Consider the following 13316-nt stretch of genomic DNA (forward strand, 5'->3'; position numbering starts at 1 on the left):
ACAGGGAGGGGAACCTCGTGCGAAGACGGCGTTTCATCGGTGGATTGGGCGGACTGGTCGGGGCCGGGCTCGGGCTCTCCTCGATGCGGGGCGGAACGGCCTGGGCGGCTCCCGGTCTCCTGGGTGAGGCCCGCGAGTGGCAGGCCGTCCCCGTCCCGGAGGCCACCCCGGCCGCGCAGTTGCTCGATGTGGCGGCAGCGGGTCCGGACCTCGCCTGGGCCGTGGGCGAGGAGGACCGCGGCGGCAGTGCCCGGGGCACGGCGCTGGCCCTCGTGTGGGACGGCACCGCCTGGCAGCGCACCGACCCCGGCTTCGGCGGCTATCTGGGCTCCGTCGCCGCCGCGTCCGACGGCCGCGCCTGGGCCGTCGGCACCGACACCTCCGGCACCGCCCGGCTGCTCGCCTGGGACGGACAGACGTGGCGGGAGGCCGACTTCCCCGGGCGCGGGGCGCCCGGCACGTCCCTCGCCGCCGTCACGACCGGCCCCCGGGGCCACGTCTGGGTCTCCGGCCGGAACAGCGACGGCTCGGTGCTGCTGCACGGCCACCGGGGCAAGTGGGCCTGGCTGGAGGCACCCCCGGCCACGACCACCATCCCGCCCTACGGCATCCACCGCGCGCCCTGCGGCGACGTCTGGGTCTACGGCAGCGAGCTCGTCGCCCGCTGGGACGGAGCGGCCTGGACCATGCTGCCGGCGCCCGGCGGGGTCCGTGCCGGCTTCACCGGGCTGCTCCCGGTCGCCCGCGACGACATCTGGATGACCGGCTACGACTACGGCATCGGCGGCCCGCCAGGCAAGCCCCCCGCCGTCCGGCTGCTGCACGGGGACGGCACCGGCTGGGAGTACGTCACGGCACCGTTCGGCGTGGGAGTGCTGACCGGCATCGTGGGCGACGCCCAGGGGCGTCCCGACCGTATCTCCGGGTGGGACTTCTGGGACCAGACCCGGGCCCACTACCTGCGCTGGGACGGCACGGCGTGGGTGAGCGAGCGGGGGCCGGTGGCCACGACCCCCGTCGTCGTGAACGCCCTTGCGACGGTGCCGGGCTCGGACGGCTACTGGGCGGTCGGCACCACGTCGCCTCCGCCGTCCTCGACCGCCCGGCTGCGCATCGAACGCTGACGCGTCGGACCGGCTGTCAGGCCAGCCGGATCACGTTCCAGGACAGCGGCTCCAGGACGGTGCTCAGCGTGCCGTCCTGGAGGGCCGTGCCGTCGGCCGGGTGCGGGGCGACCCGCTCGGGGGCGTCGAGGGTGTTGCGGGCGTCGGGGTCGGCGTCCGCGAGAACGCTGTGCTCGGCGACCCGGGTGAGGTCGAGGCCGTTCAGGGCGACGTCGAGCGGGAGGGCTTCGGTGCGGCTGCGGTTGACCGCGAAGACCGTGACCGTGCCGTCCTCGGCGCGTACGGCGGTGGCGTGCAGCAGGTCGGTCTCGCCGTACTTCTTCGTCTCGTGCGTCGGCGAGTCCACGCGGACGTCGAGGACCTGGCCGCGGCCGTACCGGGCGGCCTGGGCGAAGGGGAAGAACGTCGTCTGCCGCCAGGCCGGGCCGCCCGGCTCGGTCATGATCGGCGCGATGACGTTGACGAGCTGGGCGAGGCAGGCGACCGTGACGCGGTCGGCGTGCCGGAGCAGGGCTATGAGGAGCGAGCCGAAGACGACGGCGTCGGTGACGCTGTAGTTGTCCTCCAGGAGGCGAGGGGCCTCGGGCCAGTCATCCTGCTCGAATTCCTTCGCGCGCGCCTCCCACTCGGGCAGGTACCAGACGTTCCACTCGTCGAAGGAGAGGTTGATCCGCTTCTTCGACTTGAGGCGCGCGCCCACGTGGTCGGCGGTCGCGACGACGTTGTCGATGAAGGACTCCATGTCGACGGCGGAGGCCAGGAAGGAGTCGATGTCGCCGTTCTCGGGCCAGTAGTAGGCGTGCAGCGAGATGTAGTCGACGAGGTCGTACGTCTCCTCGAGGACGGTCGCCTCCCACTCGGCGAACGTCGGCATGGACTGGCTGGAGGAACCGCAGGCGACGAGTTCGACGCCGGGGTCCATCTGGCGCATGGCCCGGGCCGTCTCGGCGGCGACCCGGCCGTACTCCTCGGCGGTCTTGTGGCCGGTCTGCCAGGGGCCGTCCATCTCGTTTCCGAGGCACCACAGCTTGATGCCGAAGGGGTCCTTGTCGCCGTGGGTGACGCGAAGGTCGGACAGGGCGGTGCCCTCGGTGTGGTTGGCGTACTCCTGGAGTTCGAGGGCTTCCGCGACGCCTCGGGTGCCGAGGTTGACGGCCATCATGGGCTCGGCCTGGGGGCCGATCTTGCGGAGGAAGTCGATGTACTCGGAGAGGCCGAAGCGGTTTGACTCCGTCGAGTGCCAGGCGAGGTCGAGGCGGCGTGGGCGTTCTTCGGCCTGGCCCACCGAGTCCTCCCACTTGTAGCCGGAGACGAAGTTGCCGCCGGGATAGCGGACGGCGGTGACGCCGAGTTCGCGGACGAGGTCCAGGACGTCCTGGCGCAGGCCCTTGTCGTCGGCCGTGGGGTGGTCGGGTTCGAAGATGCCGGTGTAGACGCAGCGGCCGAGGTGTTCCACGAAGGAGCCGAAGAGGCGAGGGTTGACCTCGCCGACGGTGAAGGCTGGGTCGAGGGTGAAGCGGGCCTTGTGCATTTTCGCCTTTCGGGGTGGGTGGTTCTTTGTTGCCGGCGACTGCGGGTTCGTGGGGGTTGTTCGCGCAGTTCCTCGCGCCCCTTTCAGGTCCGTTACTGCCCGGCCAAGCCCGTGTGGGCCACGCCCGCCACTATCTGCCTCTGGAAGAAGACGAAGACGATGATCAGGGGCAGACCCGCCATCAGGCCGCCGGCCATGAGCTGGGCCCACTGGATGCCGTAGGAGTTCATGACGGTCGCGATGCCGTTCGGCATGGTCATCAGGTCGGGGTTGTTGGTCACCATGTACGGCCAGAGGAAGTTGTTCCACGAGGCGATGAACGTGAAGATGCCGACGGCGGCGAGGGAGGGGCGGGAGAGCGGGAGGACGATGGTGAAGAAGACGCGCCAGCGGCCCGCGCCGTCGATGAAGGCGGCCTCCTCCAGTTCGCGCGGGATGCCCTGGAAGAACTTGTAGAGGATGTAGACCATCGCGGCGGGTGCGCACTGCGGCAGGATCATGCCCCAGTAGGTGTCGACCATGCCCATCTGCTGCACGGTGGTGAAGAGCGGCACGCCGAGGACGGCGGGCGAGATCATCAGGCCGGCCATGACCAGGCCCATCAGGGGCTTCTTGCCGCGGAACTCGGTGCGGGCGAAGCCGTATCCGGCCAGTGCGCTCACGAGCAGCACCACGGACGTCACACAGACGGAGACGACCACGGAGTTGACGAACCAGTTGGTGATGTTGCCGGTCTCGAAGAGGGCCTTCCAGGCCTGGCCCGTCCAGTCCTGCGGGAGCCAGTGCGGCGGGACCTCCACCGCCTCGGTCTCCGACTTGAGGGAGGTGAACAGCGCCCAGGCGAAGGGGGCCAGGAAGGCGGCCGAGACGGCGGTGCCGAGGAGGGTCAGGACGATCTGGCTGGGGGTCCACGGCTTACGGGGCTTCACCGGTACGGCGGTGGTCATCGGGCGTTCTCCTCACGGGTGCGCAGCAGCCACATCCGCGCGAGGGCGACGGCCGCGATGATCACGAAGAAGATGACGGAGATCGCGGAGGCGTAGCCCACGCGGTAGCTGGTGAAGCCCTCTTCGAGGGTGTACTGCACGAAGGTGCGGGTCGATCCCTCGGGCCCGGGGAGGAAGTCCATCATCACGACGGCCTGGTCGAAGACCTGGAGCGAGGCGAGGATCTGGAGGGCGACGACGAGGCCGGTGATGTTGCGCAGCATCGGCAGGGTGATGTGGACCATGCGGTGCCAGGCGTTCGCGCCGTCCAGTTTGGCGGCCTCGTAGAGGTGGCCGGGGATGCCCTGGAGCGCGGCCAGGTAGAGCAGGAAGCTGAAGCCGACCGTCCACCACAGGGTCTGGATGACGATGGCGAGCATCGCGTACGACTTGTCGGTCAGCCACGGCGTCTCGCTGCCGAAGACGTAGTTGATCATTCCTGTGCCGGGGTTGAAGAGCCACTGCCACAGGTTGGCCGCGACGGTGGACGGCAGCAGGAACGGGGCGAAGAAGCACAGCCGCCACAGCCACTTGCCGCGCTCGATGTGGTGGGCGAGCATCGCGAGGAGGAAGGCGAGGACCGTGATGCAGGGGACGACCAGGAGCGTGAAGTACGTGCTGTGGCCGAGGGAGTCCCACACCAGCGGGTCGTCGATGGCCTCGCGGTAGTTGTCGAGGCCGATGAAACTCGCGCCCTCGCCCGAGATGTTGGCGTCCGTGAAGCTGAGGTAGACGCCGCGCAGCAGCGGCCAGATCACGAAGAGCGTGAACAGGAGGAGGAACGGGGCCACGAACCAGCCGCCGTGCTGGAAGCCCTGCCCGCGGCGGAGTCCGGCGCTGTCGGCGACGGTCCTGGCGCGGGCGGGTGCGGCGATGGTCTGGGCGCTGGTCGCCATCATGCGGTCGCACCTCCTTCTGCGGCTGTCCTGCCGTCCATGGGGTTCTTCATGGCGAGCAGTTGGGTGAGTGCGCCCTGCATCCGGCGGGCGGCGGTCTCCGGCTTGGCGGAGCCCATCGTCGAGGCGACGACGATCGGGCCGACTCGCTGGGCGAGGATGCCGGTGGAGCCCGCGAACCACACCTTCGGCTCGGTGGCCTGGTGTTCCATGGCGGAGACGTACTCGCTCTGCGGGTTCAGCGCCTTGTACGCGGCCGTGGAGAGGGTCGGCGTGTAAGCCGGGATGTGGCCGCCGGCGGCCCACTGCCGGGCGTGCCGGACGACGTAGGCGGCGAGCCGGTGGGCCGCCTCGTTGGTGGCGCCGCCGCGGTCGGACTGGTGCGGCAGGACGAAGGCGTGCGACTCGGCGTGGGTGGCCGGCTTGCCGAAGACGGGCGGCAGCGGGGTCGCGCCGTAGTCGACCTCGGCCCCGGAGTAGACCGGCACCGACCAGTTGCCCTCCCAGACGAAGGGAGAGCCGTTGACGAACTGTTCGGCGCCGGCGAGGCCCGCGAAGCGCGGGTTGGAGTACCCGTCGGTGATGTGCCGGCGCAGGAACTCCAGGACCTGGGTGGCCTTGCCGGTGTCGAAGGTGACCTCGGTGTTGGCCGCGTTGAACCAGGTGCCGCCGAGCTGGGTGTAGAAGGCGACGAAGAACCACCACTGGAAGTTCTGGTCGGTGGACCACATGCCGATGGTCTGGAGCCCCTTCTTCGTGGCCTTCTTCGCCTCCTTCAGCACGTCGAACCACTCGTCGGCGGAGGTGACGGGCACGATGCGGCCGTCGTCGCCGAGCAGCCCCGCCTTCTTCAGCACGTCCTTGCGGTAGAAGCAGAGCTGAACGTGGATGTCGAGCGGGAGGGCGTAGAGCTTGCCGTCGATGACGGCGCGCTTCCACAGCGCGGGGTTGAAGTCCACTTCCCGTACGCCGTACTTGGCGAGCAGGTCCAGGTCCCAGGGGTCCAGGAAGCGGCCGGGTGAGAAGCCGGTGACCCGGCCGAGGTGCATGACGCCGAGGTCGGGTGCGCGGTTGCCCGCGGCGGCCATGGCGAGTTTGGTGTAGAAGGGGCTGCCCCACTGGAGGGTGGAGTCCTTCACCGCGATGTCGGGGTTGGCCTTACGGAAGGCGTCCAGCATCGCGATCATGTTGTATCCGTCGCCGCCGCTGAAGAGGTTCCAGTAGCGCACGCGGGTGTCGGCGTCGGCGGCGAGTGCGTCGGCGCCCGTGCCGAGCGCGGCGAAACCGAAGCTGCTCGCGACGAAGAGTCCTCCGAGCCCGCCGAGAAGCTGCCTGCGATTCAGGTCAGGTCGTCCCATGCCCTGCCCTTGCTGTCGTGTTCGATATATCGGTAGGTGCTCGTGACTTCGAACGGGACCGTAGGTTCGAAGCGCTTGCGCGTCAATGGTCGGCTCGGAACTTCGGTCACGACTTTCGGGCAGGAACGGTCGTTCCCCGTTGAACTACGGGCGCCGGATCTCATGACGCGAACACTTTCGGGCGCGTAGTCTCGGACGCGCGGCCAAGCCGTCGGCCGGCGGTGAGAAGGGGGAGCGATGGACATCGCGGGCGCGCGGACCAGGGCCCTTGTCGCCGCCGCGCTCAGGTGGTCGCGGACTGGGCCCGCCATGCGAGGCCTGGCCGCCGAGCTCGCCGCCGCGGTCCGGGCGCGGGAGCAGGTCCCGGACGGCGTACGGTCGTTGTGCCGGGCGCTGTGCGAGGAGATGAGCGCGCGGCGGGGCGGGCGTCCCGTCGAGCTGCGTTTTGAACGGTTTCCGGACGAGATCGAAGTGACCGGGCTGTGGGTGGAGTTCCAGGACTTCGACCTGGTCATCGTCGAGGAACGGGCCGAGGCGGTGCAGCAACTGGTCATCCTCGGGCATGAGTTGTGGCATCTGCACGCGGGGCACGGGCACCACCATGTCGCCGGTGCGGCGGCGGCCCGGGCCCTGGACCGCGAGCCCGGCTGGAAGTCCGTGGTGCTGGCCGTGGCGGCCCGGGACGGCTCGCGCGAGCGGGACGAGGCCGAGGCCGACGAGTTCGGGCACCGGCTGGCGGCCGTGTTCCGCACCTTCGCGGACAGCACTGTCCCGGACGATCCGGATGCCGCGCTCGACCCGGTGCGGCGGTCGATGGGCTACCGCGGACGCCGAGGCGGCGCGCGATGACCCACGCGCGGGACGGCCTCGACGCCTTGTCCGTCTCCTTCTGGCTGCCGATCGGGGCGCTGACGATCGCCCTGGTCATGAAACTGCCCAGCCTGGTGAGGATGTGGCGGGACCCGATGCTGCGGGCCGTCGGCGGACTGCTGCTGTTCGCCTGTGCCGTGTTCGTCTTCGCGTCCCCGTCGGTCATCGGCTGGACCAACCGCGTCACCGGCGTGCCGAACATCGCGGCCCCGCTGGTGTACTCGCTGCTCACCGCGCTGTGTGCGTCCTGGCTGCTGCTGATCGTCGCCTGGCGCAACGGCCTGTCCGACCGCTCGGCCTCGACCCGCCGCGCCGCCCGCTGGGTGGTCTTCGCCTACGCGGGCGTGGTCGTCGCCCTGTGGATGCTGTTCTGGCTCGCGGACGTCCCCGTGGAACGCCGCCGGGACCTGGACACGTACTACGCCAACACGCCCTTCATGCGCGAGGAGATCCTGCTCTACCTGCTCGCGCACACCGTGGCCTGCTCGGTCACGGCCCGGCTGATCTGGAACTGGGTCCGCACGGACGGCCTCGACGCCTGGCTGCGCTGGGGCCTCAGGTTCCTCGGCGTCGGCTACGCGACGAACCTGCTCTTCGACGTCGCCAAACTCACCGCCGTCACAGCCCGGATGACCGGCCACGACCTGGACTGGCTGAGCACCTACCTGGCGCCCTCGGCCGCCTGCCTGTCGGCCACCACGGTCGCGATCGGCTTCATCATCCCGCACGGCGGCCAGTACCTGCACGAGCGCTGGCGCATCCGGCTCGCCCACCGGCAGCTGCGCCCGCTCTACCTGCTGCTGCGCACCGTGAACGGCGGCGGGGCCCCCTTCACCCCGCGCGCCACCGGCGAACTGCGCCTGATCCGCCGCGAGACGTACATCCGCGACGTGCTCCTCCAGCTCTCCCGGCACCTCGACGAGGACCTGCGGGAACGCTCCCACGACGCCGCCCTGGGCCTCGGGTTCGAGCCCGGCCGGGCGAAGGCCCTGGCCGCCGCCGTCACGATCCTGGACGCCGTCGCCGCTCGGGAGCGGGCCCCGCAGACCGACAGCGCCGCCTCCCCGTCCGGTCCCGACACCGCCTACCTGCTCCAGGAGATCCAGGCCGTGTCCCTGGCCCTGCGTCACCGCGACCACATCGAGGCGGTACGCTCACGCGCGGCCGCCCCCGGGAGAGAGAACGCCCGCGCATGACTGACCGTCCCACCCCCGCCAGAACCGCCGTCGTCCTGGGGGGGTCCCACTCCGGCATGCTCGCGGCCCGCGCCCTGGCCGACGTCGCCGACCGGGTCGTCGTCGTGGAGCGCGACGCACTGCCCACCGCCCCCGGCCCCCGCAAGGGACTGCCGCAGGCCCGGCACGCGCACATGCTCTGGTCGGGCGGTGCGCAGGCCATGGAGGAACTGCTGCCGGGGATCACCGGGGTGCTCCGGGAGGCCGGGGCGAACCGGCGGCCGGTCACGACGGACGTCGTCGCCCTGGGGACGCGCGGCTGGTTCCGGCGCTGGGCCGAGTCCCACCACGTGATCCTCGCCGGCCGGGACCTGCTGGACGCGACGGTCCGCGCCCGGGTCCTGGCCGACCGGCGGATCGAGGTCGTCGAGCGGGCGGAGGCGGTCGGCCTCACCGGCACGGACGCGGCCGTCACAGGCGTACGGATCCGGCCGAGCGAAGGCCCCGAGCAGACCCTCTCCGCCGACCTGGTCGTCGACACCTCGGGCCGCGGCTCCCAGGCCGCCCGGTGGCTGACCGCCCTCGGCCTGCCCCCGGCGGAGCGACGCGAGGTCGACGCGGGCCTGGCGTACGCCAGCCGCCTCTACCTCGCCCCCGAGCAGGCCCGCGACGGCTTTCCCGTCATCAACGTGCAGCCCGACCGGCGGGACGGCGGACCGGGCCGGGCGGGCTTCCTGCTGCCCATCGAGGAAGGCCGCTGGATCGTCACCCTGTGCGGCACCCGGGGCGGCCGGCCCTCCCCGGAGAACGACGACTTCGTCCGCTTCGCCCGCGAGGAACTGCTGCACCCCGTCATCGGCGAACTCCTCGAACGGGCCGAGCCGCTGTCCGACGTGGCGTTCACTCGCACCACCGTCAACCGCCGGTACTTCTACGAGCGGATGCCGGTGTGGCCCGCGAACTTCGCCGTCCTCGGCGATTCCCTCGCCGCGTTCAACCCGGTCTACGGGCACGGCCTGGCCGTCGCAGCGCAGAGCGCCCTCCTCATGCGGGACACGGTACGGCGGCACGGCTGGGCGGCTCCCGGGCTGTCCCGGCTGATCCAGAAGGCGGTGTCCCGCCCGGTCGGCGCGGCCTGGGACCTGGCGATCGGGCAGGACGTCTTCTACCCGGGCGCGACGGAGCAGGGCCCCACGCTCCGGGACCGACTCGTGACGGCGTACGTCGACCGGCTGATGTACACGGCGACGGGCAACGGCCGCATCGCCCGCCGGGTGACGGACGTGACGTCGCTGGAGCGGGGAGCGGGGGTGTTGCTGACGCCTTCGGTGATGGTGGCGGCGGTGGTGGGGCCGCTGAAGCCGGCGCTGACGGCTCCGCCGCTGACGCCCGAGGAGCGGAAGGCCGTCGGGTTGGTCTAGGCGGGTGCGCAATCCGGCGCTGCGAGGTGCCTAGCCGGCGAACGCGGGCTGCACCAGCCCCTTCCCGGCCCCCGGCACCACGAACACCGACCCCGCCAACGCGGGCGGCTCCGTCAGCCCCGTCCTGGCCGTAGTGATGTACAGATCACTCAGCCCGGCTCCACCGAACGCACAAGCCGTAACCAAGGGCACAGGCAACTCGATCACCCGATCCAGCTGTCCCTCCGGCGTGTACCGCCGTACCGCCGCCCCCTGCCACAGTGCCACCCACACACAACCGTCGGCATCCACGGTCAGCCCGTCGGGCAACCCCGCGCCGTCCTCGATCTCGGCGAGGGTCCGCCGCCCGGACAGCCGCCCGTCCGCGTGGTCGAAGACGTCGACCCGCCGGGTAGGAGAGTCGATGTAGTACATGAGCCGACCGTCGGGGCTCCACCCCGTGCCGTTGCTCACCGCCACGTCGTCGCGGACCAGCTCGACCGAGCCGTCACCGGTGATCCGGGACAGCGTGCCACCCCCGGGTGCCTCGTCGTAGCGCATCGTGCCGGCCCACAGCGAGCCGTCCGGCGCGACGGCGGCGTCGTTGGCGCGGCGGCCGGGCACGGGCTCGTGGTGCAGCCAGCGGAAGCCGCCGTGGGAGTCGCCGTCGGGGTCGCCGTCGGGGTCGAGAAGGCCGACCCCGTCGCGCAGGTTCAGCACCAGTCCCCCGCCGGTGCGCGGCTTGACGGCTCCCACGTGCTGTTCCGTCCGGCGGACCGTGCGGCGCCCGGTGACGGGGTCGTACGTGTGCACCCGGCAGCCGAGGATGTCGATCCAGAGGAGCCGGCCGGCCGCCGCGTCCCAGGTCGGCCCCTCGCCGAGCTCGGCCTCGGCCCGTACGGCGACCTCGTACGGCGTCGTCGTCATGCCACGCTCCGGTGACCGAGGTGCTCGGACAGCTCGGCGGCGCCCTTCACGGCGAGCTGCTCCAGCTCGGCGCGGCGCTCCTCGCTCCAGCGGATCATGGGCACGGAGATCGACAGGGCGGCGACGACCTGGCCGGTGCGGTCGCGGACCGGCGCGGCCACGCAGCTCACGTCCGGGTTGGACTCGCGGTTCTCGACCGCGAGGCCCCGCTGACGGATCTCCGTCAGGGTCTCGCGCAGGGCGGCCGGGTCGGTGATGCTGTTGGGGGTCATCGCGACCAGCTCGGCGTCGTCGGGGAACCGCGCGGCGAGCTCGTGCTCGGGAAGGGAGGCCAGCAGCATCTTGCCGACGGAGGTGCAGTGGGCGGGCAGCCTGCGCCCGGCCGCCGACACCATCCGCACGGCGTGTGTGGAGTCGACCTTGGCGATGTAGATGACGTCCGTGTCCTCGAGGATCGCCACGTGCACCGTCTCGTCACAGGTCTCGGCGACGGACCGGGCGACCTGCTGCCCCTCGGCGGCGAGGTCGAGCTGCTCGGCGTAGCGGGCGCCGAGCTGGTACGGGCGTACGCCGAGCCGGTAGCGTCCGGGCTGGCCGGGCACGGGGACGATGTACTTCCGGGCGGCGAGCGTGGTCACCAGCTCGTGCACGGTCGTGCGCGGCAGTTGGAGCTTGCGCACGATGTCGGGGGCGGAGAGCGTCCCGTCCCCGTCGAGAAAGAGCTCGAGAATGTCGAGAGCCCGGGTCACGGCTGGTACGAGGCGTCCCACGACCGGCCCCCTCCCTATATGTCTCAGGCGCCTGTGTTCGCGATATCAACGTTCGAGATATCAACAGGCGATCGGCATGACGAACACAGGCTAGCCATAGAGGTTTGCCCGGGCAATGGGCAGAGACCTGGCGGGCGGAAACCCACGAGCACACCACCGGCACGTTCAGTGCACATTAAAGTGCCCTGTGTGCGACACGTCACAGGTGTCGCAAGGGTGGGGGGATCTCTGTGCGCGATATGACCATGGGCTCGAACGTGTCTCTGACGGCCCTGAGCGAGAACATCGAATCCGCGATCGTCAGTCTGGGCTGGTCCAGCCCGACCGGTGAGGGCGACGCCGACGTGTCCGTCCTGCTGCTGAACGCGGACGGCAAGGTACGCAGCGACGCCGACTTCTACTTCTACAACAACCCGGTGGCCGCCGACGGCAGCGTGCAGCTCCTCGGCAAAGAGCCGACGGGAGACGGCAGCGAGGACCGGATCAGCTTCGACCTGACCGCGGTCCCGGCCGAGGTGGAGCGGATCGTCGTGGCCGCGAGCCGGTACGAGGGGGCGCGCTTCGGCGAGCTGGACGACCTGAAGGTGACGCTGGCGGACGCCGGCGGCGAAAGCCTCCTCCGGTTCGTCATCGAGGACGCCGGACCGGTGAGCGCGATCATCTTCGGCGAGCTGTACCGGCGCGGTGAGGAGTGGAAGTTCCGGGCCGTCGGGCAGGGGTACGAGAGCGGGCTGGCGGGGCTGGCGACGGACTTCGGCGTCGACATCGAGGACGACGAAGCGGAGTCCGCGGAGGCCGTCGAGGAGGAATCATCCGCCGTCGTCCCTCCCGCCGCCGAGCCGCGGACGACGCTGGAGGCCGTGCCGGCACCGCGCCCGCCGGCCGACGAGGAAGCCGCCCCGAAGAAGCGGACGGCCCGGCCCCGGACCGCGAAGAAGAAGGTCACGCCGCCCAGGGCGCCCGTGAAGAGCCTGGCGGAGAACGAGTCCTGGAAGCAGGCCCGGCTCTTTCCGGTGTCGGCGCTCAAGAGCGACCGGGACCGGGAGATGCGCTCCACCTCGGTGCTGTTGTCGGTGATGGCCCAGGTGCCTCGGTTCGGCAGGCGGATCACCGCTCCCTTCGGTGCGCCGTCCGGCCGTATGGAGACCTTCACCGAGGTGTCCCTGCCGCACGGCGACACACCTCGGCGCCCCGACGGAGTGATCCGCGTGGAGCGCGCCGGGAAGCTGTGGACGGCGCTCGTGGAGACCAAGACCAACGGCAATCCCCTGAAGTCCGATCAGGTGCAGGCCTACATGGACATCGCGGCCCGCCGCGGCTACGAGGCCGTGATCACGCTGTCGAACGACGTCGCGCTGGAGGGCAGCCCGCTGGTCGACGTGAAGATCGACCGGCGGCGCAAGCATCAGGTGGCTCTCTGGCACCTGTCGTGGGCCGAAGTGGCCCATCAGGCCCAGATGCTGATCCGTCACGAGGGTGTCGGGAACGCGGCGCGCACCTGGCTGCTCCAGGATCTTCTGCACTACCTCCAGCACGAGAACTCCGGTTGCCACGGGTTCCAGAACATGGGCTCGGCCTGGGTGCCGGTCCGCAACGGCATCAGTGACGAGACGCTCTGCCAGGGCGACCCCCGAGCCCTGGAGGTCGTCGAGAGCTGGGAGCGGCTCATCCGCCAGGTGTGCCTGCGGCTCGGCGGTGAGCTCGGGCAGAAGGTACTGCCCGCCCAGCGCACCAGGCGCGGAATCGATCCCGGGGCCCGCCGCGCCCGCCTGGCCGACCAGTTGTGCGTGGAGGGCAGGCTCCAGGCGGAGCTGCGCGTCGAGGGCGCGCCCGGCCTGCTCACCGTCAGCGCGGATCTGCGGACCGCCAAGCTGCGTGCGTCCGTGGAGATCCCGGCACCCGAGCAGGGCTACCCCCTGACCTGGGCCAAGCGTCTGGTCCGGCGCCTCGCCGAGGCGCCGGCGGATCTGCACGTCGAGACGCTCGTGGAAGGCGGGGCAGGCGGCCCCCGGGGCACGCTGGAGCGGCTGCGGCCCGAACCGGCGGACCTGCTCCCGAAGGACAGCGCCACCCGCATCACCGGTTTCCGCCTGTCCCTCTTCAAGGGCATGGGCAGCGGGCGCGGCAACGCCGAGTCCGGCTTCGTCCGCAGCGTCGACGACGCCGTGCACCGGTTCTACACCTCGGTGGTGGCCCATCTGGACGCTCCGGCATCCGGGCGGGCCACGGCGAAGGAGCGGGCCGCGGTGTGACACCAGGGCGGCGGTGATCATCGCCGG

General features: G+C 71.1%; 11 protein-coding genes. 5 read left to right on the top strand and 6 right to left on the bottom strand.

Features of this window, described 5'->3' with window-relative positions; all coding sequences use genetic code 11:
• Positions 1–17: 17 nt before the first annotated feature.
• Entirely contained in the window at positions 18–1124 is a 1107-nt protein-coding gene (locus tag ACZ6TU_RS11695) for a hypothetical protein (protein WP_467668901.1), read from the top strand.
• Between the two features lie 16 nt (positions 1125–1140).
• On the opposite strand, the gene arfA is transcribed toward ACZ6TU_RS11695, so the two are convergent.
• From arfA to ACZ6TU_RS11715, 4 genes are all read right to left on the bottom strand, one after another.
• Entirely contained in the window at positions 1141–2655 is a 1515-nt protein-coding gene (arfA, locus tag ACZ6TU_RS11700; RefSeq protein ID WP_467668899.1) for an arabinosylfuranosidase ArfA, read from the bottom strand.
• A gap of 92 nt (positions 2656–2747) precedes the next feature.
• Entirely contained in the window at positions 2748–3602 is an 855-nt protein-coding gene (locus ACZ6TU_RS11705) for a carbohydrate ABC transporter permease (protein ID WP_451104701.1), read from the bottom strand.
• On the bottom strand, positions 3599–4540 hold the full coding sequence (locus tag ACZ6TU_RS11710; protein ID WP_467668897.1) for a carbohydrate ABC transporter permease: 942 nt from the start codon (positions 4538–4540) through the stop codon (positions 3599–3601). The genes ACZ6TU_RS11705 and ACZ6TU_RS11710 overlap by 4 nt, the downstream gene beginning before the upstream one ends.
• The gene (locus ACZ6TU_RS11715; RefSeq protein ID WP_467668895.1) at positions 4537–5895 is read right to left on the bottom strand and encodes an extracellular solute-binding protein; all 1359 of its coding nucleotides are present in this window, start codon (positions 5893–5895) and stop codon (positions 4537–4539) included. The genes ACZ6TU_RS11710 and ACZ6TU_RS11715 overlap by 4 nt, the downstream gene beginning before the upstream one ends.
• Positions 5896–6132: 237 nt before the next feature.
• Between ACZ6TU_RS11715 and ACZ6TU_RS11720 the strand changes: the two genes are divergently transcribed.
• Genes ACZ6TU_RS11720 through ACZ6TU_RS11730 form a run of 3 tightly spaced genes read left to right on the top strand, consistent with a single transcriptional unit; the run spans position 6133 to position 9361 of the window.
• Positions 6133–6744 carry a toxin-antitoxin system, toxin component family protein gene (locus ACZ6TU_RS11720; RefSeq protein ID WP_467668893.1) on the top strand — a complete coding sequence of 204 codons (612 nt, stop codon included), beginning with the start codon at positions 6133–6135 and terminating at the stop codon, positions 6742–6744.
• A complete protein-coding gene (locus ACZ6TU_RS11725) occupies positions 6741–7961 on the top strand; it encodes an MAB_1171c family putative transporter (protein WP_467668891.1) in 1221 nt (406 codons plus the stop codon). The genes ACZ6TU_RS11720 and ACZ6TU_RS11725 overlap by 4 nt, the downstream gene beginning before the upstream one ends.
• A complete protein-coding gene (locus ACZ6TU_RS11730; protein ID WP_469547929.1) occupies positions 7958–9361 on the top strand; it encodes an NAD(P)/FAD-dependent oxidoreductase in 1404 nt (467 codons plus the stop codon). Before ACZ6TU_RS11725 ends, ACZ6TU_RS11730 begins: the two co-directional genes overlap by 4 nt.
• A 30-nt stretch (positions 9362–9391) precedes the next feature.
• Here ACZ6TU_RS11730 and ACZ6TU_RS11735 read toward each other — a convergent pair whose 3' ends face one another.
• Together ACZ6TU_RS11735 and ACZ6TU_RS11740 are read right to left on the bottom strand one after the other, a co-directional pair.
• Entirely contained in the window at positions 9392–10267 is an 876-nt protein-coding gene (locus ACZ6TU_RS11735; RefSeq protein ID WP_467668887.1) for an SMP-30/gluconolactonase/LRE family protein, read from the bottom strand.
• Entirely contained in the window at positions 10264–11037 is a 774-nt protein-coding gene (locus ACZ6TU_RS11740) for an IclR family transcriptional regulator (protein ID WP_467668885.1), read from the bottom strand. Before ACZ6TU_RS11740 ends, ACZ6TU_RS11735 begins: the two co-directional genes overlap by 4 nt.
• A gap of 239 nt (positions 11038–11276) precedes the next feature.
• Here ACZ6TU_RS11740 and ACZ6TU_RS11745 point away from each other — a divergent pair, with 239 nt between their 5' ends.
• The gene (locus tag ACZ6TU_RS11745; protein ID WP_467669103.1) at positions 11277–13289 is read left to right on the top strand and encodes a TerD family protein; all 2013 of its coding nucleotides are present in this window, start codon (positions 11277–11279) and stop codon (positions 13287–13289) included.
• Positions 13290–13316 lie beyond the last annotated feature (27 nt).

This window comes from Streptomyces sp. NPDC052064 (assembly GCF_055585925.1).